This window comes from Mesorhizobium sp. WSM4976, assembly GCF_029625685.1.
GTDB lineage: Bacteria > Pseudomonadota > Alphaproteobacteria > Rhizobiales > Rhizobiaceae > Mesorhizobium.
Genome location: NZ_JARTVT010000037.1, coordinates 33,572 through 57,569 on the forward strand (window position 1 = coordinate 33,572; position 23,998 = coordinate 57,569).

The window sequence follows — 23,998 nt, forward strand, 5'->3', positions numbered from 1 at the left end:
GGTGGAACTCCTGGGAATGAGCCCCGCGCCGGGGCTGCGGCGCGAGGCTCTTATCTCGGCCGGTCAGTCGGCCGGGTTCCAGATGATGGCGTAGGTGTCGTGATCGTCCTGGCCGGCGGCTCGGCCGAGATTGGCGTAGAGCTTGCGCGGTCCGAACTCCGGCGCTGCAATCGACAGGCTCACATAATCCTTGCCGGAAGTCTCGCCGGTGCGGATCCAGCCAGCGCCGACTTCGACCCCTTGCGTAAGCACCCGGAAGTCGGGATGGTTATCGGCGCTCTTGGCCTGGTTGGGGACGATATCGATGTCGGCGCGGACGCTGAGCGTCTTGAACTGGCCCTTGTAGGCGCCGTTTTCCTGCTTGTTGACGTAACCGATCGCGGTCATTTCGAAGTCTCCTTTTGTGGTTTCGCCGGGGACCATCCCCTGCGATGGCGCACCGTAATGGGCGCGTCAGGACCGCCTGAATCCGACAGGGCCGCAGCGACAGTGAAGGACCCGAGCGGGCAGCTTTTTTGTGAGCGAAGCGGCGCGAGGAAGCCGCCGCAGGCGGCGGGGAAAAAAGCTGATGGCGCGAGGGTTTCGGGCGGCCGGACCCGCCCATAGGTCGACAAGCCAGCCGCAGGGATGGTCCTTGGAGAGAGCATGGAGACCGCTCGCCAAGTGCGGTCTGTCAGCCAAGCAGGACGCCGGGATGAAACGGCCTGCAAAGATGCTGCGCCCTTATGCCGGATCGAGATCGTGCCAGCGGGTCGGGCGCCAGAGCAGACATCCGGCATGGTGCGATCTATGAAAGCAGGGCTCGCCAGCGGGAATTTGATACGCGAGGGGGCCAAAGTAAGGCTGGATGAGAAGCCGGTGCTACCTGCAGGTCCAGTGTCATGTGGCGGCGCTCGGGAAACCGCTACGCAATGTAACGCGCTCTTATGAGGCGAACAGACCGGCCCCAAAACCGATCGACCGGTGGTCGGCGCGAAACGCGTCATGCCTGTCCGAAAGCTGACAGTGGCAGAAGACGCATGTCGGGTTCCGCACAATTGACCATGCTGGATTTGTGAGGTTTTCAGGGAGAGCCATGCGTTCACTTCCCAGTGAGCTTTGGCACGGCATTTGCTCTTGATGTGGCAACACGGATCGAAGGTTGACTGCATGCACAAGCGCGAGATGAGCAATGCTCTCCTTTCCTGGAGGCTTGGCAGCAGATTCGATTTGACGTTGCGAGGAGCTTCAGCCGCTCGCGGCGGAAGTGATCTCAAATCTGAAGGCACCGTTGGGGCCGCAGCCATCAAACACATCTTTCTCTTTTTCGCAGCTCGTCTTCAACGCGATGCGGACTTCTTCGCGTCGACGGCGGCCGAAGGTGGAGAAGGGGCTCGACTTGCAAAAAGGAGTTGTCAATGACGTCTTACGTTCGCACCAACAGCCCGGCGCAGGTGCGCTCACTGTCCACCTTTGGCAAGCATCTGCAAAGGAGCGTGCTGACGGCGACGCTGCTTGCCGCGGCTTCGACGGGAAGTGAAGCGCAGCCCTATGTTCGTGCTGACGGCAGCACGACTGACGACTTGGAAGCGGCGCGAGCAAGTTGGCGTCATGACGCCGAATTCAATGGAAATGTGGGGCTCGCAGCCATCAACGCGGATGCCGCGTATGCGTTGGGTTCCACCGGGGAGGGGGCCAGAGCTCCTCGCCTGCCCTCGTCCGTCTTGACGAGTGCCCGCTTACAGCCTACCTCACTATCGCGTTAGCACTCGTCCATCGCGAGTGCTAACAAAAACCCCTCAACAGCGCACCAGGGAAAAATCCGAAAATGGCAAAGTCGAAGTTCCGCCCGCTGCATGACCGCGTGGTCGTTCGCCGGGTCGAATCCGAATCCAAGACCGCTGGCGGGATCATCATCCCCGACACGGCAAAGGAAAAGCCGCAGGAAGGCGAGATCATCGCTGTCGGCTTCGGCGCTCGTGACGAAGCTGGCAAGCTGGTCCCGCTGGACGTCAAGGCCGGCGACCGCATCCTGTTCAGCAAGTGGTCGGGCACGGAAGTCAAGCTCAATGGCGAAGACCTTCTGATCATGAAGGAATCCGACATCATGGGCATCATCGGCTCATATCAGGCCCTTTCGTCAACTGAATTCCCGGGCTCGATTGAAGCCCCTGCCAGGAGCTAAAAATGGCTGCCAAAGACGTAAAATTCTCCCGCGATGCCCGCGAGCGCATGCTGCGCGGTGTCAACATCCTCGCTGACGCGGTGAAGGTCACGCTCGGCCCCAAGGGCCGCAACGTGGTCATCGACAAGTCGTTCGGCGCCCCGCGCATCACCAAGGACGGCGTCACCGTCGCCAAGGAAATCGAGCTTGAGGACAAGTTCGAAAACATGGGCGCGCAGATGGTCCGCGAAGTTGCTTCGAAGACCAACGACATCGCTGGCGACGGCACCACGACCGCGACCGTTCTGGCGCAGTCGATCGTCCAGGAAGGCCACAAGGCCGTTGCCGCCGGCATGAACCCGATGGACCTGAAGCGCGGCATCGACCTCGCGGTAACCGACGTCGTTGCGACCCTGATCAAGAACGCCAAGAAGATCAAGACCTCCGAAGAGGTTGCCCAGGTCGGCACCATCGCCGGCAACGGCGATGCTTCGGTCGGCAAGATGATCGCCGAAGCGATGCAGAAGGTCGGCAACGAAGGCGTCATCACGGTTGAGGAAGCCAAGACCGCCGAGACCGAACTCGAAGTCGTCGAAGGCATGCAGTTCGACCGCGGCTACCTCTCGCCCTACTTCGTCACCAACGCCGACAAGATGGTTGCCGAACTCGAGGACGTCTACATCCTCCTGCACGAGAAGAAGCTGTCCAACCTCCAGGCCATGCTGCCGGTTCTCGAAGCCGTCGTGCAGACCTCGAAGCCGCTGCTCATCATCTCGGAAGACGTCGAAGGCGAGGCTCTGGCCACGCTGGTCGTCAACAAGCTGCGCGGTGGCCTGAAGATCGCCGCCGTCAAGGCTCCGGGCTTCGGTGACCGCCGTAAGGCCATGCTGGAAGACATCGCCATCCTCACCGGTGGCCAGGTCATCTCGGAAGACCTCGGCATCAAGCTCGAGAACGTCGGCCTCAACATGCTCGGCCGCGCCAAGAAGGTGTCGATCTCCAAGGAGAACACCACCATCGTCGACGGCGCCGGCAAGAAGGCCGAGATCCAGGGCCGCGTTGCCCAGATCAAGCAGCAGATCGAAAAGACCACTTCGGACTACGACAAGGAGAAGCTGCAGGAACGTCTGGCGAAGCTCGCCGGCGGCGTTGCGGTGATCCGCGTCGGCGGTGCGACGGAAGTCGAAGTCAAGGAAAAGAAGGACCGCGTCGATGACGCCCTCAACGCGACCCGCGCGGCCGTCGAAGAAGGCATCGTTGCTGGTGGTGGCGTCGCGCTGCTGCGCGCTTCGGCCAACATCAAGGCCACCGGCGTCAATGCCGACCAGGCCGCCGGCATCAACATCGTGCGTCGTGCGCTGCAGGCTCCGGCCCGCCAGATCGCGGCCAACGCCGGTGCGGAAGCATCGATCGTTGCCGGCAAGATCCTTGAGAACAAGGGCGCGACCTTCGGCTACAACGCCCAGACCGGCGAGTATGGCGACATGATCGCCATGGGTATCGTCGATCCGGTCAAGGTTGTCCGTACGGCTCTTCAGGACGCGGCCTCGGTCGCCGGCCTGCTGGTCACCACCGAAGCCATGATCGCGGAGGCTCCGAAGAAGGAGTCGGCTGGCGGCGGCATGCCTGGCGGCATGGGCGGCGGCGGCATGGGCGGCATGGGCGGCATGGATTTCTAATCCAGCTCTGGCAGCTTTCGCAACGAGAGGGCGGCATCAATGCCGCCCTCTTTTTTTGCGAACCTCGGTCCGATGAACGATCGACGCCAACGCCGGCCATCGGCGTTAGGGCAACCTCAAAAGAACTGTCGAGTTGGTTGCGCGCGGCTTTGCGTCATCAGAGGCGCAAGGCGGTCGCGTGTGAGGATTGCGCGCTCCCATAGGCGGTTTCGGCATGTGCCTCGCCTTCGACATCGACATTGCGGCCAAGCAGGAAATCGGCGGCTTTCGAGGCATGGCTTGCGGCGCGGAAGATGGCGCGGTTGTCCTCGCGCAAAACCGTCAGCCATGAGCCGATGTAGTCGGCATGGCGCACGGTCGGCTCGATGCCGAGACTGCTGCAGATGAAGGCTGATGCGATTTCGGCGACCAGTTCCTCGCGCGCATAGGTGTTGGACCCGAAGGAGCCGGACAGGTCGCGCGCGAGTCGCCTCGGGTGGCCGGTCCAGTGGCCAAGCTCGTGAAAGCAGGTCCGGTAATAGTCGATCTGGTGGAAGAAAGCCGGCTGCGGCGGCACCTGTATGGTGTCGCTGCCGGGCATGTAGAAGGCGCGCTCGCCGCCGACGCGAAAATCAGCGCCGGTTGCATGAATGAGCGCCTCGGCCTGCGGGACCATCTCGCGCTCAGGCAGAGGCTCGCCGGCGGCGTAAAGATGTTCGGGCAGATTATCGCACTGCGCGACATTGAAGACGGTGAAGCGCTTCAGGAAGGGCACCGCCTGCGGTTCGTCGCCATCGGTGTCGGCGCGTTGCTTTTCGTTCTTGGGAACAAAGCGGTCAGCGTGAACGATGGTGGTGCCGTGCTCGCCCTTCCTGACATTGCCGCCAAGCGAAAGCGCCTGCCGGAAGGTGAGCCAGTTCTGGCTGGGGAAACCGCGCTCGATGACCGCGCCCCACAGGATCAGGATATTGATGCCGGAATATCGGCGCTGGGTGGCCGCATTCCGCGGCAGGCCGAGGCCTGTCCTTGCCCTGCCCCACGGCTTGACCCATGGCACGGTGCCGCGCTCCAGTTCGGCAATGATGCGGTCGGTGATTTCCTGATAAAGGCTGGCGCCGGTGCGCCCGCCGCTGTCTGCGCCAGCCTGTCGGCTGCCGCAACGTTTGTTGTTTGCACGCATCGTGATGTCCTCCGCTCTACAATCGCGCGCCCTCCCCGGAAGCGGGGTGGGCGGCAAAAGCGACCGGAAAGGCCCGCCGTCGGAGGCGGACTGCATCAGCAGGACCGGAACGGAGTGGAGGACCCGAAAGCGACAAGCGAAGGGTTGCGGGACGCCGCGGCGGGCCTAGAAGGGAGTGCTGCCCACCCTGCGCCAGGGGGAAGGCCACAATAGAAAGACGCCGGCCGACAGGCCGGCGACCGTCAGCAGCCGAAGGCTGCCCCGCGCCAGGGGGCGATGCCGCAGGGCCAAGACCGCCTGAGCTTGCCGAAGAAAAGCGGGCTCGGTTCACGAGCACCCGGCCAGCGACTTCAGGCGCGGGCGCTCAGGATTGTTGTTGGCGCCCACGGCAGCTGGATGACCGCAACAAGATTACGAGGAGCGACAGCAAAGCCAGCTGCCACAAACGGCACGCTCCGGCAACAACAGCGTGGCCGGTCTACAGATGCTGCCCCGCACGAGAGCCAGCACGCTTTGAGCGCGCATCGGCGATGCAAGCGTTGCAAGCTGGCCATGTCCACAAGGTCGGCGACCACTATATCGCCGACCACCAACGCGGGCGTACCGTCTAAGTGCAGACCTTTCGCGAGTGCGCGGACGCGCGCATTTCATCTGCGATGGCCGGATCTTGCATTCCCGCTTGAGCTGCTCAACGTCAAGGCCTACACGCGCTGCGATCTTGAGAGTGACCCTTCAACTGGGGGAAATCATAAGGGCGCGGTGGAATTCGTCGAACTTTCCCTGTTTTCTCGAGGCGAGTGCGGCGAAGGCTGGGAATTGGGAATCCGGTCCCAGGACCGGGAACTGTTTGATCACAAGCTTCAGATTGGGCTCATGCTTGAAGGCTTTTTGGTAGTTGATATCAGCCAGTCTGCAATGCGGACAGTTGTGGTAGTCATTGAATATGACCAGAACGGCATCGCCTTGCGGGTTGCCGGCGATTGGCGAAGGAGATCGTTGTCGAATGCGCCGCTCCACTTTTGCCTGTCGGTCGACCACGCCTGCCGGTGCAGGTTCGCGCTATATTGGCTCGCCAGCAAGGCGAGGAGTAAAAGAAGAGCTGCGACAGTGATGGCAGTCGGCTTAGACATGAGTCTCCAATCCATGGACGGCGTGGCAGCAACGGCCGCCTTTTTGGTGTAAAATGGGTCAGTTTTGATCGTGCCCCGCAGTTGCTACAGGCGCACAGGTGCCGGTGCGATCTGGCGGTTTCTCAAATACGGCTTTGCGCCATCGGGTCCACCCCAATAGCTGAGCGTCGTTCGCACGGGGAATTGTGTTCACCACGCCGGGCGACTTGACCGTCCACCGCCAGAGCGCTGAACGGTCCGCTAGTGAGGCGCTCCCCGAATCGTCGTTTATCCCGCTCGCCCCGGACCGGGTGACAGCCAGCGTTGCCGCTACGCTGCGGAGAAAAACCGTCAGCGCGTGGCATTCGGACATAAGCTGATCGACGCCAAGAATAAGCCCCACGGAGGTGACCGGTGCGGCCGGAACAAGAAAGAGCGTTGCAGCCATTGTGACGAGGCCTGCACCGGTAATGCGGGTTGTTCCGTTCGAAGGGAACAATGCGACAAACAGCATGAGGATCCGGCAGCCGATCGGGAGATCAGTTTTCGTCGCTTGGGCGATGAAAAGGGCGGCGAGCATCATATTCGTGCCGTCCAGATTGAATGGAATGAGACCCACGACCGAATGCGTGGCGCCGGCCTTTTCCATCTTCTCCATGAGCGAGGCCAGCGCGGCCTCTGAGGAGGACATTGCGAGCAGCAGCTCGTCCTTGATGTATCGGACGAGAGAGAAGAGCGAGCGGCCGTTGTAGCGGCAGACCGCGCCGAACAGGATCGAGAGGAACAGGACCGAGAGGAACAAGACTTGCAGGATGTCGCCTTCCGCGAAGGCACTGGCAATCGTTGACGGGATGATGTTCATCAGGAAGCTGGTCACGGACTGCTCGTGAGCCGTGGCCACATAGCCCTTAACGGCTTCGACATCGAGCGAGGCCGGATCGATGTTGAGGCCGGCGCCAGGCTGAACGATATTCGCGACAATCAGCCCGACAAGGAGTGCTAGCGTCGAGAAGGTAAGGAAATAAACCATCGCCTTGGCGGCAACTCGGCCGACCTTCTGCAGATCGCTCATGCCGGCAATGCCGGTCGCCATTGTCAGGAAGATGACAGGTACGGTGATTATCTTGACGACATCGACGAAGGCATCGCAGAGCGGCTTCAGGCTGTGGCCGGTCTCCAAATGGAAATAGCCGATTGCGGCACCCAGGATTATGGCGGCAAGTACCTGCACGTAGGTCCGGGCAAAATGGCGCTTGCGGGGCGCTAAGATCGCGCGGGGAACTCTTGGAACCAACACCGTCTCTCTCCTTGACCGGATCGGGGTGGGGCTCCTCCCTCTCCCATGCAGTGCTCCGGTCGAACGCTGCGCCCACTTCGGCGCAAACGATGTGCCAAATAGCAAGAGGGGAAAACGCGCAGGACCTCACGCAATGCTTGCGATTCGCTCTCCCACACTCGTGCAGTGGTTGCCTGTCGCAACTATGGAAGGGTCGATTCTGGGAACTCCAAAGGCCGCTCTTTGCGTCGACGCAGCTTGGCTGCCTGGAAGGTTCCCTCTTTGCCTTGCGGTCTGCGAGCTGGGTCCAGATGGTCATCATTTGGCTGCGCGCTGCACGGGGCTCGAAAGATTCAATCGAGGACGGGTCCTCTTGGAAAACGGGGGCAGCGTTGGTCAAGCCCTTCCACCCTGCTGTCCCAATGGTGTTCAGAAGCTCAGTTCACGATCAAGCGATGGATCAGCGTCATCTGGCGTTTGCGCCATCGCGGCGGCGTTGCAACGGGTCTGCCAAAGATGAGCAGGCCGCGAGGCAGGGTCCGAGACCTAGACTCCAACCTCATAGCGCGCTCGGCTCGCGTTCGGAAGGTTCGAACCGCAGCACGATCAGGTGGCGACACCGTTGGTCGGAACCGGAACCCGACGAATGATCGTTCGTGACCGACATCTGTGAACAAGCAGTATGTGTCATTGCAATCACCACCCGTTGCGCGGAAATGCCCATATGGCCGTGAATGAACTGGATTTGGTGATTTTCCAGATGGCGGTGGAAAGCGTCCGCTTGCTCTCTTCAAGCTTTGATGAGAAGGCGGCTGAGATAGCCACGAGGAGCCGTGGTAGCCTTCTTTTTGACGTGCGGGTGGACGGTGACCTGGAGGTCCAGCGAGTCGCAGCCATTGGATATCCAGGCGACAAGATCGGTGTGGTGGCATTGGACCGAGAGGGCCTTGTTAGCTGTTGTTGCCTTGTCAATGGCACCTTCTCACCTTTCATTGCACCGTTGGAGAACTGGACCAGCATGCCCCTTTCGATGCAGGCCCAGATCGATGTCACAGGCTATGCGAGGCTCCTTCTGGCCGCCTTGCGAAATGCTGGACATATGCTGGACAGGTAGCATCGCGATGATGTCTGTGATGAGATGGTGCAAACGGCTGGATGAGGCGATCGCTTGCTGGCAGCTTTGGCAACAAAGCGATCGGTGAGTTCGCAATGCTGGAACACGTCCTTTAGACTCTGCAGTTAAGTTAGCGGACTACCATCTGACGAATGCCCTCTGACAGTCTGCATGGCGCGGCATGCCCTCTTAGGAATGCAGCCGTGGTTCTACACCATCGGCTGTTTTTGTGTCGAAGGCGACGGGCACGCCATGAACGAAGGAAGCGGCCGCCAACAGTTCCTCCAACTCGCGGTCGGTGGCCTTGCATGCCGGCATTAGTGTTCGGATGGCGCGGATCGCCTGCGCCATGGAGAGAAAGCGGACCCTTCCCCTGGAAAGGACATAGGCTTCTGCGGCTTTTTCGACGGTGACGGTGTGAAACGAATTGGTCATGACGAATTCCTCCCTGAACCCTGACCAACCCGACTTATGGCACGAATTCGACCGCCTTCAAGCCTATGTCCGATTGCGGACAATCGCTGCGATTCGTTCAAAACCGCTGATGCTTTTGGGCGACCTGGTGAGGGGCAAGGAGACGTCGGCTGAACCCGTTTCAACCGACATGCTTCAGGCAGCGGCCAGGCCGAAATAACGCTGCTCCTCCTTGTCATAAGCGCCATGTGTGAGCTTTATCAATCCGGCACGGTCGATGATCGTGATCTCGCCGCGCTTGGCGTGCACCAGTCCTCGATACTCAAGCATTTGCAGGGCCGTGGTGACCCCGGGCGGTGGGCGCGAGCATGGTCGCCAGAAATTCATGCGTCGGGAGGATCTTATCTCCTTCCGCACGGTCGTGGACCATCAGCTGCCAGCGGGCCAGCCGTTCTTCGACCTTGGAGTGGCCATTGACCAGTGCCGTCCGGCATGATTGGACGAGGAACGCGTGGGCATAGTCCAGCACTGAGGTGCGAAGCGACGGGCTAATCGCAGGGCGAAGGTTTTCAACCGGCAGGCGCCAGGTAGTGCTTTCCTTTCCGAGAATGACGGCAATTCCTTTCATCCCGTCATAGCCGACAATGCCGACTTCACCTTGCCGCCCGCCGGTCATGGTGGCGACCACCGACGCGATGCCCCTCTCGGGAAAATATACGTTCTTGATCGGCTGATGCGCGACCTCCAACTTGTCCTTGATGCCCGGTTCGACGTGATGCAGCGATGGTCGCAAAAGCGCGAAGTCCTGCGGGGTGAGGGCTTCAGCACCTGGTCGCGAAAGAGGGATCGGGCAAGGCTCTCTTCCAACGGGGCAAGAGCGCGTACGTCTTACTGTCGGCTGCACCGAAGTAAATGCCGGCCGATGCCAAAGCATAGGCTTCGAAACGCGCGATTGCAAAGCCCTGTCGGGGCAGTGCAGTCATGCTAGAAGTCGCGCCGCCTACGATAGGCAGCGGATGACATGATTCCCTTCTGCGGCGGCCACCAAGAACGGCTCGGGCACGCTTTAATCGTTCATACACAAGCTCGCAGGAATGTAAGCAGCGGAACAGTCGGGTGATTCGTACCGCCCTGCCCTTTCAGAGATCAAGTCATTGGACGTCAATTCGGCTGGAACGCCTCGTCGAACGGCCCAGGAAAATGCAGCCGGATGAGCAATGGTGGTTCACCTTATGTGCGGTCCCGGATATGCGGTCCGGCGGCTCATCTCCCAATGGCTTGTCGATGGGGAAGTGGAACTCGTCATGTCGCCGCGAACCGTCACCGCGCTAGCGGGGCTCTTTTGAAGACGCCGGTGTTTTTCTTTGTGGAACTGAATCTGTGAGGTGATTGATGCATGAATCAAACATTTGCGTATTTCCGCTGCATCGGCGACGTATATTGGTCGAAAGTATCGCCCAGGCCCTCGAGACCAAGAACGGCGAGGCGGCGAGCGCGTTCTGGCGCTGTGCCGCCAAGAAAATGCTCATTCAATTGTCCGATGTAGGAATTGCGCCAGAGCTCGCTGCGCAGGAGGTTGGAAGCCTTCTTCATGCGGTCTTGGACGACATGGCCAACCGAACGGTAATGCACAAAGCATAGGCTCGGGCGCTGTTGGACCGCGCGTCAGCTCGGGTCCTTATCGGGGGACTGCTCCGACTGGCCGACGGTCCGGCCAAACCGGCATACCGGCAAAGCTTTGAGGTTGCGATCGCTCACGGCGGCCGGTCCAATATTCTAAGACGACCTCAGAAGCCACGTTGGCTTCTTTGGACGAAGCGGAGGGGCGCCATTTTGGCGTGCTCACGCTGGACTGCGGGTTGCGCCTACGGAAATCCAAAGTCCGGCCGCGCGAGCCAATCGACCGGAACAGTCGAAAGCTCGTGGGGCGGGTCCGCTCACCCTCACGGCGGCGGTGGCGGCCGTGAGCAGACTTAACTCAAGTCACGGCTGAGCATCCGCAGGCGCTATGCCGATTGGATGAGAACTGGTTGCCACAACACCGGCCCGTTGAGGCGTCCCCTCCAGCGGATGCGCAAGAGACTGGCGTAGGAAATATCGAGGAAGCCGGCGACTGCCTCGGTGTTGCCGACCTGCTTGGGCTGTCCGATACGTGACAACGGCCAGGTCGCGAGACGAAGGATCCTTTCGATGCGCGTATCTGTCACCGTTACGATCCCGGAGAGATTGTTGGCCAAGCCGAATTCGATGATCCCCGCGAAGAGCTCGTAGGTTGCTTGGGCCAGGCCGCCAGCTGCCTTCGGCGCTGTCGCAGGGAGATCGAGCGCGAAACGACTACTCTCCCAGATATCGGCACTCGCAGGGACCACCATCTCATCCAGCAGCGTCGGAAACGTATCGCGCAACATTGTCGGTCCGGTGGTCGGCAAAAGGCGGACGCAGCCGCAAGTTCGCCAATCGGACCCCTTGAGAAGCAGGTAGACGGGGTTCAGGCTGTCAAACGAGTCCGTTTCCATTTCGCCTTCGGTCTGCACTTCCCAATCGAGCCGCTTCTTGAAAACCCGATACCTAAGTCCGTGCATTTCCTTGAGTTCGCTCGCAAACTCGGCGTAGCAGTCGGGTGTTATCAGCTGCATCATTGTCGTCTCCGTGCGGGATGTGTCCACGCAATCGAAGGGCAAAGCCGTCATGAATGCAGCCTGTAGACCTTTACAGCTAGACTTGGAGAGGATCAGGATCTCGCCCGAGCAGCCATCCGCACTACGGCCTGGTTGATGGTTCGCACGCCAAGCTTCGCCTTGGCGTTTTCCTGATGGAAGGTCACGGTGCGTTTCGAGACACCGAGAATCTGGCTGATATCCCAGGCCGACTTGCCGCACGCCGCCCATTTCAGGCACTCGAACTCCCGCCGGGTGAGCATTATGCCATCTACCACGCAATCTTCGGCGAGCCTGCGCCGGGCATGGATATGAACGTTGATCGCAACCAGTTGCATTGCTTTTTCGTAGCGCGTCAGCGACCTCAGAAATGGCGGATGCGCCTCGTTGGAGGCGAAGGTCAGTGCGGCGAACCGGCCGCGATGATCATGCATCGACATGGTCAGTCCGCCGCGAATGCCGAACTCAGCTGCTTTTTCCAGGACTTCCTGCTGAGAGGTCGGCAAATAACGGTGATCGCGGTCCACACCCCAGTCGAAGGTATCCCAGCCCCGCAGTCCCCGCAGGATCACGGGATCCACGCTGTGGTAGCGCTGTTGCAGGTAATGTGATGTCCATGATGATGGATAATTCGAGATCAATCGCGGCCTGTCGCCGGAAGCGGATGGGTAGGTGAAATAAGCGAAGAGCGGAAAGTCGAACCCGGCTGCGGCGGACGCCATTGCCTCATGGAGATCGACGGCATCGACGCTTGCAGAGAGTTGCTCGACCAAGGTTTCAAATACGCGATGCATCTGCGCTTAGCGTACCTCGCGGAGGTTGCTGGAAGCCGACGGAGACGTGGTTCTAAATGATGGCCTGTCCCTGCAGGGCATACGACGCGCCGCCGTCATCACCGCAATTGCTGTGCTGCTTCCGATTGGAGAGAGCTCCGCCCACCTGACCAACTACCGATGGGTGATATTGCGACGTTATCGATGAGCCGCGTGTCGCCAAGCCAAGCCGCAGCAAGCAAGCGTGCCGGTCGGTCAAGGCTTGCTAACGATTGCAGGTCTGTTTCTCCGCGAAGCTCCAGGTATTCGAGCTCGCGATAGCCGGCAGCCAGAATTGCTGCACGCGCTTCATCAAGCGTAGGCAGGATGGGGGAGCCGCGTGCAAGCCGCTCGGCCGTATCGAGCAGGACCGATGCTAGTTTTGGGGCAATGGCGCGTTGGGCTGGGGAGAGCCGCACGTTACGCGACGATAGCGCAAGACCATCGGCTTCGCGGACTGTCGGACAGGGCACAATAGTGATCGGAATGTCGAGATCCCGGACCAAGCGCCTGACAAGCTGAAGTTGCTGAAAATCCTTTTCGCCAAAAAAGGCGAAGTCAGCGCCGGCCTGCAGGAAGAGCTTGGCCACGACCGTCGCCACGCCATTGAAATGGCCGAGCCGGAATGCGCCGCAAAGGCATTCGCTGATGCCGGACACTGAAACGGCCGTGGCGAAGCCCACCTGGTACATTTCCTCTGTGTCCGGCACATAGAGCAGATGCGTGCCCAGCAGAGCGAGCTTGGCAGCATCGTCGCTTTCCGTCCGAGGGTAGGCAATCAGGTCGGCGGGGCTGTTGAACTGCTTGGGGTTTACGAACAGCGTCACGATCACCCGCTCGGCCCTTTCGAGCGCCTTCCGCACGAGGCTCAGATGCCCGTCGTGCAAGGCTCCCATGGTCGGCACAATACCGATCGTGGCACCCGAGCGACGCCATTGCGCAACGACGCCGCGCAGCTCGCTCACGGTTCGAGCGATCGGCACGCTCATGTGAAGTCACCGGCCTTCAAGGCGTTGACATAGAGATGTTCGACCGCCGGAAAGTGCCGGTTCCGCATATCGGTGGCGTAAGCGGCGATTGCCGCCTCAGCCTGCTCACCGAGCTCGGCATAGCGTTTGACGAACTTCGGCCGAAATGAGGTGAAGAGCCCGAGCATATCGTGGCTCACCAGAATCTGGCCGTCGCAAGCTGGCGAGGCACCGATGCCGATGGTGGGTATGTCGATATCGGCGGTTATCTGCCGTGCAAGCTGCTCCGGTATCTTTTCCAGCACCAAGGAGAAGGCGCCAGCTTCAGTTACCGCCCTGGCGTCGCGCCTGATCCGCTCTGCATCGGCTCCCCGGCCCTGCACACGATAGCCTCCAAACGTGTTTACCGCCTGCGGCGTCAGGCCCACATGGGCCATGACAGGTACGCCGCGCGCGGTAAGGAAGCGGATGGTTTCCGCGATGGTCTCGCCGCCCTCGATCTTTACCGCTGAACAACCGGTCTCACCCATCACGCGCGCAGCGTTGCCGAAAGCGTGCTCTGGGCTTTCCTCGTAGGAACCGAAGGGCAGGTCGACGACCATCAGCGCGTGTTCAAGGCCGCGGCGAACGGCCTGTCCGTGCATGATCATCATGTCGAGCGTGACCCCCAGCGTCGACGACAGGCCGTGCAGCACCATGCCGACGCTGTCGCCGACAAGAACGATGTCGCAGTGGCGATCGAGCAGCCTCGCGACCGGCGTGGTGTAGGCCGTCAAGCATACAAGTGGCGTCTGGCCTTTTCGCGATCGAATATCTGGAGGAGTCATCCCTTTTATCTCACCAGCCGCGCTCAACCGAGGCCCCTTCCCTTACGTTACCAACAGCGGGTGTCGCGTTTGGCATATTTTTGTGCGACTGCGAAGAGCTAAAAACAGCGCTTGAGTACTCCGGTGTTGACGTGCTGGCTTCCAAGGTTACATTCAATCGATTAAGGCGCTCCGTTGGGCCAACCCGCTTTCGCAAACATGGATCCTCAGACAAGAAGAACCAAGAAAGGCAAAGCCGCCGTCAAAGCTGACGAAGCCAAAGTGGACCTGACTGCCGTCGTGGTCGCCGTAAACGACAGTGAGCCCTGTGTCCTCACAGTCGGTCATGCGGACACCCTCCCTTCTGGACCTTTTGCCCTTGAGCATCGATCACTGCAGTCGGGTTTGAGGGGGTGGGTGGAGCAGCAGACCGGCCATGCACTTGGATACATCGAGCAACTCTACACCTTCGCCGATCGCGATCGCATCGGCACTGAGCGCCACCAGCGCGTCATCTCAATCAGCTATCTCGCATTGACCAGGAAGGAACAGGCAACGAACTCGGCCGCGTGCGGCTGGCAAAGTTGGTACGAATATTTTCCCTGGGAGGACCACCGCTTCGGCACGCCGCCTGTGCTGCTCGATAGATTGCGGCCCCGCCTGATTGAGTGGGCCGGCGGCGCCAGCGAGCCGACCACTCAACGCGAGCGCCGGCAGCGCGCTGCGATAGCCTTCGGCTTCGACGACCGCCATTGGAACGAGGAACTCACGCTCCAACGCTACGAGTTGCTCTATGAAGCTGCTCTGATTGAGGAGGCCGGTGGCGGCAGGGACGCGATTGCGGCCGCGGCTGGCAAACCAATGGTCGCTGACCACCGTCGTATTCTGGCAACCGGGATCGCGCGGCTGCGTTCGAAGATCAAATACCGGCCGGTCGTGTTCGAGCTTATGCGGCCTTCCTTCACGCTGCTGCAACTGCAGCGAACCGTGGAAGCTTTGGCTGGCAGGCTGATCAACAAGCCGAACTTCCGGAGATTGGTCGAGCAGCAGGAACTTGTTGAGGAGACCGGGGAGACCTCCCTCGACACGGGCGGCCGACCGGCGAAGCTTTATCGCTTCCGGCATGCCGTCCTCGACGACAGGGCTATCGCCGGGACAAAATTACCGCTGGCGCGGGCTTGACATACTTATAGTCAAGGTAGATATATTCCCTTATTGTCAAACCGAATATAATCGAGGCGCCAATGACTGGGGCGTTACCTATGGCTGCGTCCTTGTATGAGCGTGTCCGGCGGGTGATCCCACCCGTTGAATGGCCCGCGTTCGCCGGCGATATTGAAGCCATCTTAGCGCTGAAGCGTGAGCGCAATGCGGTGGTGCTGGCGCACAATTACCAGACGCCCGAAATTTTTCATTGCGTGGCAGACATCGTCGGCGACAGCCTGGCGTTGGCCCACAAGGCGGTGACGGTCGACGCCGACATCATCGTGGTTGCCGGCGTTCATTTCATGGCCGAGACGGCAAAACTGCTCAATCCGAACAAGACCGTGCTCATCCCGGATCTCCGCGCCGGCTGCTCGCTGGCCGAATCGATCACGGCAAACGACGTGCGGCTAATGCGGCTGCGGTATCCGGGGGTCCCCGTTGTTACTTACGTCAACACTTCCGCCGCCGTAAAAGCGGAGTCCGACATCTGCTGCACGTCCGGCAACGCCAAGGCGGTGGTGGAATCGCTTGGCGTGGCGCGTGTGCTGATGCTCCCGGACGAATATCTGGCGAGGAACGTGGCAGCCGATACAGACGTCGAGATCATCGCCTGGAAAGGCCATTGCGAGGTGCATGAGCGCTTCACCGCAGCAGACATCCGGGAACTGCGCGATGCCCATCCAGGCGTCATCGTGCTGGCCCATCCAGAATGCCCACCAGACGTTGTCGCGGAGGCGGAGTTCTCCGGCTCGACCGCGGCGATGTCGGATTATGTCGAGCGTGAGAAACCGAAGCGTGTCGTCCTTCTGACCGAATGTTCGATGAGCGACAACGTCGCGGTCGCGCATCCCGACGTCGAGTTCGTTCGCCCATGCAATCTGTGCCCGCACATGAAGCGCATCAACCTGGCCAACATTCGCGCCGCACTCGAGCAGAACCGGCATGAGGTCCGGATTGATCCCGAAATTGCCGGCCCCGCCCGCCGCGCGGTCGAGCGCATGCTTTCCCTATGAGTCTGGAGGTTCGCGAAATCGCGGGGGCGCCGGTCGTCATCGGCGGCGGCATTGCCGGCCTGATGACGGCGCTTCATCTGGCGCCGGAACCGGTCGTGCTTTTGACCAACGCGCCGCTTGGAACCGGAGCCTGCAGTGAACTTGCCCAGGGCGGTCTTGCGGCAAGTCTCGGGGGCGACGACGGCCCAGATTTTCACCTTTGCGACACGATAGCTGCCGGCGACGGACTCTGCGATGAGGCCACGGTGCGGCGAGTGGTACGAGCTGCACCCGAAGCGATTAGGACGATCCAAAGGTTCGGCGTCGACTTCGACCAGCACCCTGACCGCGCGTTGCGACTTGGGCTCGAGGCGGCACACTCGCGACGGCGGATTGTGCATGCAGCCGGCGACGCCACCGGTCGCGAGTTGGTGCGCGCGCTCGTCGCCGCGGTTCGGCGTACAGCCTCGATCACCATTATCGAAAATGTGGAGGTCCGCCGGCTGGTCGTGCAGGACGGGTCGGTCATCGCCGTGGTCGCAGCAGGACGAGCCGGCGCGCTCGCTCTGCCCACGCGTCGCGCGGTGCTGGCGACCGGCGGCGTCGGCGGGCTGTTTTGCGACACGACAAACCCCGCTGGCTCATGGGGTCACGGGCTGGCGCTCGCCGCATGGGCGGGGGCGGAACTCGCCGACTTGGAATTCATACAGTTCCATCCAACTGCGCTCGACGGTCCGCGCCGGCCGATGCCGCTGGTGAGCGAAGCCGTGCGTGGCGAAGGCGCGGTGCTCATCGATGAGCGAGGAGAGCGCTTCCTCGCCGACACACCTGGCGGTGAACTTGCGCCTCGCGACGTCGTAGCGCGCGCCATTTGGCACCAGCTTGCCGTTGGACGCCGCGTATTCCTGGACGCACGGCAAAGTCTCGGCCCGAGATTTGGCAAGCGTTTTCCAGGCATCGCCGAATTGTGCCGGAGCGCAGGAATCGACCCAGCGACCGACCTGATCCCGGTGCGCCCGGCGGCACATTATCACATGGGCGGCGTCGCCGTAGACAGCGCCGGCCGCAGCTCCATCGAGGGATTGTGGGCCTGCGGTGAGGTGGCCTGTACCGGCCTGCACGGCGCCAACCGCCTGGCCAGCAACTCGCTCACCGAAGCGGCGGTCACCGCGAGCTGGGTTGCCGAAAGCGTTGCCGGCACGTCGTATACCCGGCGACCGCGCAGATGCTCCACATTCGTCCCTCCACGACCAGACGCTTCCGTGGTCCGCCCGATTGTCTCCGCCGCCCTGGGTATCATCCGCGACGGCGAGGCAATGCGCGAAGCGGTGGCGACCCTGCTGCCGATCGCAGCCAATAGTGTCGCTGCCTCTGGTCCGGCTTTGGTCTCACTGATGATCGCCGCGGCGGCCCTGAGGCGGGAAGAGAGTCGAGGCGCGCACTGTCGGTCCGATTTCCCGCTCCACGATGCCAACGTGCGCCCATCACGGCTGACACTGCACAGCGCAATGCGGGCCGCGGCCGCACTCGATTGCCGGGCTACCATACGGAGCACTTGATATGACTTCATTCTCCCCCCTCCCCGCGACCCTGATCGAACCGATTGTGCGCGTTGCGCTCCTCGAAGACCTGGGCAGATCCGGCGACCTGACCACCGATGCGGTTATCCCGTATGATTGCACTGCCACGTTGGTGCTCAAAGCGAGGCAGGCGGGCGTCGTTGCCGGGCTCGATCTGGTCTCGTATGCCTTCCTTCTCGTGGAACCGGCGATCAACATCCAGATCTGGCGCCCTGATGGCAGCGAGGTTGGGGCCGGGGAAACCATTGCAAGATTGTCCGGACCCGCACGAGGCCTGCTCACGGCCGAACGCACGGCCCTCAATTTCTTATGCCGGCTGAGCGGCATTGCCACTGCCACAGCGGCCATGGTTGAGGCCGTGCGCGGTCACAAGGCGAGGATTGTATCGACGCGAAAGACGACGCCCGGGCTGCGGGCATTGGAGAAATACGCCGTGCGCGTCGGCGGCGGTGCCAATCACCGGTTCGGCCTCGATGACGGCGTGCTCATAAAGGACAACCACATCGCGATCGCCGGCGATATGCGCACAGCAATAGAGCGGGCGCGCGCCGCAGCAGGGCATATGGTGAAGGTCGAGGTCGAGGTCGACACGCTGAAGCAGCTCGATGCAGCGCTCGCGATTGGTGTTGACGCGGTGCTGCTCGACAATATGTCGGTCGAGGATCTTGCCCGCGCGGTTTCTATAGTGGATGGCCGTACGATCACCGAGGCGTCCGGTCGGGTGATGCCGAAAACGGCGGCGGCGATTGCGGCGACCGGTGTCGATCTCATCTCCATGGGTTGGCTGACGCACAGCGCCCCGATCCTCGACATCGGCCTGGACATGCCGGACCACCAGAACATCTGCAAGCACTTGAACTGAGGATTACGGCGTGAGGAGCAACATCAGCTCGGCAGGCGTAGGAGGTGCTGGAAAGACGTGCCGCAGCTCGCCTTTAGCGAGTGCGCCCCAAAGCCAAGAAGGCGTACCGGACTAGCAAACAAAGGTTTGACGATGACGATTGGAATGAACTCGGAGTTCGACGTGAACCAGACCATGCAATCGGTCGACGGAACGCCTCCGCGATGGAACCGCAAAGAGGCCGAGGCCATCTACGGCATGCCATTCAACGATCTGCTGTTCCTGGCTCAGACGATCCACCGCCAGAACTTCGATCGAAACCGAGTGCAGCTGTCGCGGCTCCTTAGCATCAAGACCGGCGGGTGCCCCGAAGATTGCGGCTATTGCAGCCAGTCTGCGCATTACGAAACCGGTGTGAAGGCGTCGAAGCTGGTGGACGTCAAGCATGTCATCGACGAAGCGGCCAAGGCGCGTGATGGCGGCGCAACGCGCTATTGCATGGGCGCGGCGTGGCGAAGTCCCAAGGAGCGCGACATGGACGTTGTGGTCGCCATGATTGAGGGCGTCAAGGCCCTCGGCATGGAGACCTGCATGACGCTCGGCATGCTCGATCTTGAGCAAGCTGCTCGCCTGAAGCAGGCCGGTCTCGACTACTATAACCACAACATCGATACCTCTGAGCGCTACTATGGCGAGGTTATTTCAACCAGGACTTTTGCCGACCGGCTGAAAACGCTTGGGCACGTGCGCGCGGTTGGGATGAAAGTCTGCTGCGGCGGCATTGTCGGGATGGGAGAAGAAAAGACCGATCGCATCGACATGCTGGTCACGCTCGCGAACCTGCCCGAGCCGCCGGAAAGCGTGCCGATCAACATGCTTATTCCCATCGAAGGCACGCCGCTTGCCGCGGCCGACGCCATCGATCCGATCGATTTCGTCCGCATCGTTGCGCTCGCGCGGGTGATGATGCCGAAATCCTATGTAAGGCTGTCCGCCGGCAGGACGGCGATGAGCGACGAAACGCAGGCGCTGTGCTTCTTTGCCGGCGCCAATTCGATCTTTGTCGGCGACACGCTGCTGACGGCGGGAAATCCCGGCGAGGACAAGGATACCCTTCTGTTCCGGCGCCTCGGCATTGAGCCTATGGAACTCGCCACGCAATGAAGGAGGCAATTCTTGCCCGCTATGACGCAACCTTGCGGGGACTGGGGCGCAAGGACCGGTTGCGGACGCTCGCACCGCGCGCCGGGCTCGACTTCTCGTCGAACGACTATATCGGACTTGCCGCCTCCAAAAGACTGGGCGATGCGGTTTCGACGGCGATTGCGCGGGGCACGCCAGTGGGCGCCACCGGATCGCGGCTGTTGCGCGGCAATGCACCGGAACATGAGCAACTGGAGGCGGACGCAGCGGCATTTTTCGGAGCCGAGCGTGCACTGTTCTTCGGCAGCGGCTATATCGCCAACTTCGCTCTGCTGACGGCCCTGCCGCAGAAAGGCGACCTGCTGGTCCTCGACGAGCTCGCTCATGCCAGCATGCATGAGGGTGCCCAGGCCGGGCGCGCTGAGTTCAAGCTGGCCGCGCACAACGACGTCGACGCTGTCGAGGACGCAATCACCCGCTGGCGCGCCGAAGGCGGCATGGGGCGGGTGTGGATCGCCTTCGAAAGCCTTTACAGCATGGATGGCGACCGTGCGCCGATGGAGAGCCTGGTCGCGCTGGCTGATCGGTACCAGGCATTCATCGTCGTCGATGAAGCGCATGCCACCGGCGTCTGGGGACCGGACGGCCGGGGACTGGCCGCCGCGTATGAAGGCCGCGACAACATCGTCACGCTCCACACATGCGGCAAGGCGCTTGGCGCATCCGGCGCGCTCGTTACCGGACCGCGAACACTGTGCGACTATCTTATCAACCGGTGCCGGCCATTCATCTATGCGACCGCACCATCGCCGCTGATGGCAGTCGCGGCACGTGAGGCGCTGACTATTCTGTCTGACGAGCCTATGCGTCGTGCTCAGTTGCACGAGCGTGTCGCTTTCGCGAGCCGGCAATTGGCCGAACGCTGCGGCGTGATGCCCAGCGGCTCGCAGATCCAGCCGCTTGTGATCGGCGATAACAGCCGCACCATGGCGGTGGCGGCAGGACTGCAGGCACGCGGCTTCGACATACGCGGCATTCGCCCGCCGACAGTGCCTGAGGGTACGTCGCGCCTGCGCATTTCGCTGACTCTCAACGTCGACGAAGCCGACATTTCCGCCATGGTCGAGGCTCTCGTCGGAGTGTTGGCCACAGCATGACCAAACGCATCGTCGTCACCGGAACAGACACTGGAATTGGCAAGACAGTGTTTTCGGCCGGACTTGCCGGGCTGCTCGACGGCTTCTACTGGAAGCCGGTGCAATCGGGCCTCAACGAGGAGACCGACAGCGAGGTCGTCGCCCGGCTTTCCGGCTTGCCCGACGGACGCGTGCTGCCCGAAGTCTATCGACTGACGATGCCGCTGTCGCCGCATCGATCAGCCGAAATCGACGGCGTCGCGATCGAGGCCGACGATCTTTCATTTCCGGTCCTGCCGACACCGCTCGTCATCGAAGGCGCCGGCGGGCTGATGGTGCCGCTCAATCGACAGACAAGGTTCATTGACATATTCGAACAATGGCGGCTGCCGGTCATACTGTGCGCCCGCACCGCGCTTGGCACCATCAATCATACGCTGTTGTCGATCGAGGCCCTGAGAGCCCGCTCCATCCCGCTCATCGGCATTGCCTTCATTGGCGAAGAGGTGGCCGATACACAAAGGACAATCGTGGAATTCGGCGGCGTGCCGCAGCTGGGCAGGCTGCCGCACCTCGGTCCGCTGACGGGTGAAACGTTGAGAGATGCAATGATTTCCGGCTTCGACCTGGCCATGATTGCCGGAGGCGACTGATGGCGGAGTCTCGAGTCTGGCATCCGTTCACGCAGCACGCGCTAGAGCCCTCGCTCCCTGAAATCGTGCTGACTGAAGGCGCCTATCTCCACAAGGCCGACGGCTTCCGCATCCTCGATGCGATTTCTTCCTGGTGGGTCGTCACCCATGGCCATCGCCACCCCCGCATCATGAAGGCCATCGAGACGACCGCCTCGAGCCTCGACCAGATCATCTTCGCGGGCTTCACCCACGAGCCGGCCGAACGGCTGGCCGAGGCGCTTGTAGGCATCGCACCCGCCGGCCTCCACCGGGTGTTCTATTCCGACAGTGGCTCGACCTCAGTCGAAGTCGCGCTGAAGATGGCGCTCGGCTATTTCCGTAACATCGGCGCGTCGCGTTCGCGCATCGCCGTCATGGAGCACAGCTATCATGGCGACACCATCGGCACGATGAGCGTCGGCGCCCGTGGCGTCTTCAACGCCGCCTATGAGCCTTTGCTGTTCGAGGTCGACACCATCCCCTTCCCGGCCGCCGGGCGCGAGCAGGAAACGCTGGATCGGTTCGAGGCCGTTAGCCGCGACCGGCGCGCAGCCGCGCTGATCGTCGAGCCGCTGGTGCTTGGCGCCGGCGGCATGCTGATGTATCCGGCCTGGGTTCTTGCCGAATTGAAGAGGATCGCCGAAGCCTCCGGCACGCTCGTGATCGCCGATGAAGTGATGACCGGCTGGGGGCGCACCGGAACCATGTTTGCCTGCGAACAGGCGTCCGTCTCGCCCGACATCTTGTGCACCTCGAAAGGTCTGACCGGTGGTACCATCCCGCTGGCCGCCACGATCGCCACCGATGCCATCTTCCACGCTCACTTTTCGGAGGATCGCAAGAAGACGTTTTTCCATTCGAGCTCCTACACCGCCAATCCGATCGCCTGCGCGGCAGCACTTGCCAATGTCGAGATCTGGCGTGACGAGCCGGTGGCCGAGCGGATCGCGGTCTTGAGCGCGAGGCAGGCCGCGGGGCTGCAACGCTTCCGGGACAATCCATATTTCACCGACTGCCGGACAACCGGCACCATCGCGGCACTCGACCTACGCACCGGCTCAGCCGGTTATCTGGCCGAGATCGGGCCAAAACTGCGCGCTTTTTTCCTTGAGCGCGGCCTGTTGGTGCGCCCGCTCGGCAATGTCCTCTATCTTCTGCCGCCCTATTGCATCACCAGCGACGAATTGGACGGGCTCTATGACGCGATAGAGGAGGCCGGCGAACGCTTCGGCTCGCGGCCATGAACCTATCGTCGCGCGTTCTCGGCTTCGGCCATCATGCGCCGACGCGCAAGGTCGAGAACCCGGAAATCGAAGACCGGCTCGGGCTTGAGCCCGGCTGGATCGAGCGGCGCACCGGAATTCGCTCGCGCTTCTGGGCAACAGACGAAGACACGCTGTCGGGCCTTGCCGCCTCTGCCGGCGACATGGCGCTGACCAATGCCGGTATCGACCGCGGCGACGTCGGTCTACTCTTGCTCGCCACGTCGACGCCCGATCACCTTCTGCCGCCAAGCGCGCCGCTGGTCGCACATCGGCTGGGGCTAGGCCGCGCCGGAGCGATCGACCTGACCGGCGCCTGCGCCGGCTTCATCTATGCGCTGATGTTCGCCGACGGGTTCACCCGCCTGCACGGCAAAGCGAGCCTTGTCATCGCCGCCAACATCCTCAGCCACCGCATCAATTTGGCCGAGCGCGCCAGCGCCGTGCTGTTTGCCGATGCCGCCGGCGCCATGGTGATCAGTCCTTGCGATGACCCGGATCGAGGCATTCTCGGCGCTTCGGTGGATTCCGACGGCTCGCGCTACGGGCTAATCCAGATTCCCGCCGGGGGAAGCAACACTCCGTTCCATGCCGACCTCGACCTCGCGCAGACACGGATGACGATCACTGACGGCCGTGAAGTATTCAGCAAGGCCGTGGAGATGATGACCGCCTGCTCGAGAGATGCGCTCACTGCTGCCCGACTGAGGCCGCAAGACCTCGATCGTTTCGTGCCGCATCAGGCCAATGCGCGCATTTTCGACGCGGTCGGCAGGAACCTCGGCATCGCTGATCACTCGATCGTCAAGACGATCGCCGAATATGGCAACTCTTCCGCCGCGACGATCCCGCTCTCATTGTCGCTGGCCCATCGGGCGCAGCCGTTTCGGCCTGGCGAGAAAGTCCTCTTGGCGGCAGCGGGTGCGGGTCTCAGCGGCGGCGCGCTTGTGGTGGGAATTTAGCAAAGCAATGCTTGCGCACAGGACTGCTCATGAATGAGACTATGAGAATGGCTCAATACGCAAAT

24 protein-coding genes and 1 pseudogene are annotated in these 23,998 nt (G+C 61.7%); 14 read left to right on the forward strand and 11 right to left on the reverse strand.

Features of this window, described 5'->3' with window-relative positions; translation table 11 throughout:
• Positions 1-63 precede the first annotated feature (63 nt).
• Positions 64-387 (reverse strand): DUF736 domain-containing protein, encoded by a 324-nt coding sequence (locus P9272_RS31815; protein ID WP_024505644.1) that lies wholly within the window; start codon positions 385-387, stop codon positions 64-66.
• A 1,010-nt stretch (positions 388-1,397) separates the two neighbouring features.
• Here P9272_RS31815 and P9272_RS31820 point away from each other — a divergent pair.
• The 3 genes and pseudogenes from P9272_RS31820 (at position 1,398) to groL (ending at position 3,822) form a co-directional block, all read left to right on the forward strand.
• Positions 1,398-1,745, forward strand: a complete 348-nt coding sequence (locus P9272_RS31820) for a hypothetical protein (protein WP_063169239.1) — start codon at positions 1,398-1,400, stop codon at positions 1,743-1,745.
• 62 nt (positions 1,746-1,807) lie between these two features.
• A pseudogene (groES, locus tag P9272_RS31825) lies at positions 1,808-2,101 on the forward strand (co-chaperone GroES); the annotation flags it as partial.
• A 65-nt stretch (positions 2,102-2,166) separates the two neighbouring features.
• On the forward strand, positions 2,167-3,822 hold the full coding sequence (groL, locus tag P9272_RS31830; RefSeq protein WP_063169240.1) for a chaperonin GroEL: 1,656 nt from the start codon (positions 2,167-2,169) through the stop codon (positions 3,820-3,822).
• Positions 3,823-3,979: 157 nt separating this feature from the next.
• On the opposite strand, the gene P9272_RS31835 is transcribed toward groL, so the two are convergent.
• The 3 genes from P9272_RS31835 to P9272_RS31845 all read right to left on the reverse strand — a co-directional run bounded on the left by P9272_RS31835 (position 3,980) and on the right by P9272_RS31845 (position 7,384).
• Positions 3,980-4,981 carry a zincin-like metallopeptidase domain-containing protein gene (locus P9272_RS31835; protein ID WP_063169241.1) on the reverse strand — a complete coding sequence of 334 codons (1,002 nt, stop codon included), beginning with the start codon at positions 4,979-4,981 and terminating at the stop codon, positions 3,980-3,982.
• Between the two features lie 732 nt (positions 4,982-5,713).
• Positions 5,714-6,019 (reverse strand): thioredoxin domain-containing protein, encoded by a 306-nt coding sequence (locus tag P9272_RS31840; RefSeq protein ID WP_126057771.1) that lies wholly within the window; start codon positions 6,017-6,019, stop codon positions 5,714-5,716.
• Positions 6,020-6,169: 150 nt separating this feature from the next.
• Complete coding sequence (locus tag P9272_RS31845; RefSeq protein ID WP_210326676.1) at positions 6,170-7,384, reverse strand: cation:dicarboxylase symporter family transporter; 1,215 nt, start codon at positions 7,382-7,384, stop codon at positions 6,170-6,172.
• A 706-nt stretch (positions 7,385-8,090) separates the two neighbouring features.
• Here P9272_RS31845 and P9272_RS31850 point away from each other — a divergent pair.
• Positions 8,091-8,480: a hypothetical protein gene (locus P9272_RS31850; protein ID WP_024505560.1), complete on the forward strand. Its 390-nt coding sequence runs from the start codon at positions 8,091-8,093 to the stop codon at positions 8,478-8,480.
• Between the two features lie 189 nt (positions 8,481-8,669).
• Here the strand turns inward: P9272_RS31850 and P9272_RS31855 are convergent, their stop codons facing one another.
• The 3 genes from P9272_RS31855 to P9272_RS31865 all read right to left on the reverse strand — a co-directional run bounded on the left by P9272_RS31855 (position 8,670) and on the right by P9272_RS31865 (position 9,687).
• Complete coding sequence (locus P9272_RS31855; RefSeq protein WP_063169243.1) at positions 8,670-8,915, reverse strand: hypothetical protein; 246 nt, start codon at positions 8,913-8,915, stop codon at positions 8,670-8,672.
• A 174-nt stretch (positions 8,916-9,089) separates the two neighbouring features.
• A complete protein-coding gene (locus P9272_RS31860) occupies positions 9,090-9,224 on the reverse strand; it encodes a hypothetical protein (RefSeq protein WP_256754986.1) in 135 nt (44 codons plus the stop codon).
• Positions 9,217-9,687 (reverse strand): hypothetical protein, encoded by a 471-nt coding sequence (locus tag P9272_RS31865; RefSeq protein ID WP_224570941.1) that lies wholly within the window; start codon positions 9,685-9,687, stop codon positions 9,217-9,219. The genes P9272_RS31860 and P9272_RS31865 overlap by 8 nt, the downstream gene beginning before the upstream one ends.
• A gap of 599 nt (positions 9,688-10,286) precedes the next feature.
• On the opposite strand from P9272_RS31865, the gene P9272_RS31870 reads away from it, so the two are divergent.
• Positions 10,287-10,535 (forward strand): DUF6074 family protein, encoded by a 249-nt coding sequence (locus tag P9272_RS31870; protein ID WP_063169245.1) that lies wholly within the window; start codon positions 10,287-10,289, stop codon positions 10,533-10,535.
• Positions 10,536-10,900: 365 nt separating this feature from the next.
• On the opposite strand, the gene P9272_RS31875 is transcribed toward P9272_RS31870, so the two are convergent.
• The 4 genes from P9272_RS31875 to panB form a co-directional block, all read right to left on the reverse strand.
• Positions 10,901-11,533, reverse strand: coding sequence for an acyl-homoserine-lactone synthase (locus P9272_RS31875; protein ID WP_063169246.1), 633 nt, complete (start codon positions 11,531-11,533; stop codon positions 10,901-10,903).
• A gap of 92 nt (positions 11,534-11,625) precedes the next feature.
• Positions 11,626-12,345 (reverse strand): LuxR family transcriptional regulator, encoded by a 720-nt coding sequence (locus P9272_RS31880; RefSeq protein ID WP_063169247.1) that lies wholly within the window; start codon positions 12,343-12,345, stop codon positions 11,626-11,628.
• Between the two features lie 98 nt (positions 12,346-12,443).
• On the reverse strand, positions 12,444-13,352 hold the full coding sequence (gene panC, locus P9272_RS31885; RefSeq protein WP_063169248.1) for a pantoate--beta-alanine ligase: 909 nt from the start codon (positions 13,350-13,352) through the stop codon (positions 12,444-12,446).
• Entirely contained in the window at positions 13,349-14,185 is an 837-nt protein-coding gene (gene panB / locus P9272_RS31890) for a 3-methyl-2-oxobutanoate hydroxymethyltransferase (protein WP_063169249.1), read from the reverse strand. The genes panC and panB overlap by 4 nt, the downstream gene beginning before the upstream one ends.
• Positions 14,186-14,356: 171 nt before the next feature.
• Here panB and P9272_RS31895 point away from each other — a divergent pair, with 171 nt between their 5' ends.
• The 9 genes from P9272_RS31895 to P9272_RS31935 all read left to right on the forward strand — a co-directional run bounded on the left by P9272_RS31895 (position 14,357) and on the right by P9272_RS31935 (position 23,933).
• Positions 14,357-15,319: a membrane protein gene (locus P9272_RS31895; RefSeq protein WP_024505567.1), complete on the forward strand. Its 963-nt coding sequence runs from the start codon at positions 14,357-14,359 to the stop codon at positions 15,317-15,319.
• 62 nt (positions 15,320-15,381) lie between these two features.
• Complete coding sequence (gene nadA / locus P9272_RS31900) at positions 15,382-16,356, forward strand: quinolinate synthase NadA (RefSeq protein WP_063169250.1); 975 nt, start codon at positions 15,382-15,384, stop codon at positions 16,354-16,356.
• On the forward strand, positions 16,353-17,894 hold the full coding sequence (locus P9272_RS31905; protein WP_063169251.1) for an L-aspartate oxidase: 1,542 nt from the start codon (positions 16,353-16,355) through the stop codon (positions 17,892-17,894). Before nadA ends, P9272_RS31905 begins: the two co-directional genes overlap by 4 nt.
• A 1-nt stretch (position 17,895) precedes the next feature.
• A complete protein-coding gene (gene nadC / locus P9272_RS31910) occupies positions 17,896-18,777 on the forward strand; it encodes a carboxylating nicotinate-nucleotide diphosphorylase (RefSeq protein WP_063169252.1) in 882 nt (293 codons plus the stop codon).
• 174 nt (positions 18,778-18,951) lie between these two features.
• Entirely contained in the window at positions 18,952-19,920 is a 969-nt protein-coding gene (bioB, locus tag P9272_RS31915; protein ID WP_224570943.1) for a biotin synthase BioB, read from the forward strand.
• Positions 19,917-21,056, forward strand: coding sequence for an 8-amino-7-oxononanoate synthase (locus P9272_RS31920; RefSeq protein WP_024505572.1), 1,140 nt, complete (start codon positions 19,917-19,919; stop codon positions 21,054-21,056). Before bioB ends, P9272_RS31920 begins: the two co-directional genes overlap by 4 nt.
• Positions 21,053-21,688 (forward strand): dethiobiotin synthase, encoded by a 636-nt coding sequence (gene bioD, locus P9272_RS31925; RefSeq protein WP_063169254.1) that lies wholly within the window; start codon positions 21,053-21,055, stop codon positions 21,686-21,688. Before P9272_RS31920 ends, bioD begins: the two co-directional genes overlap by 4 nt.
• On the forward strand, positions 21,688-22,953 hold the full coding sequence (locus P9272_RS31930; RefSeq protein WP_063169255.1) for an adenosylmethionine--8-amino-7-oxononanoate transaminase: 1,266 nt from the start codon (positions 21,688-21,690) through the stop codon (positions 22,951-22,953). Before bioD ends, P9272_RS31930 begins: the two co-directional genes overlap by 1 nt.
• On the forward strand, positions 22,950-23,933 hold the full coding sequence (locus P9272_RS31935) for a beta-ketoacyl-ACP synthase III (protein WP_063169256.1): 984 nt from the start codon (positions 22,950-22,952) through the stop codon (positions 23,931-23,933). Before P9272_RS31930 ends, P9272_RS31935 begins: the two co-directional genes overlap by 4 nt.
• The last annotated feature ends 65 nt before the right edge of the window (positions 23,934-23,998 follow it).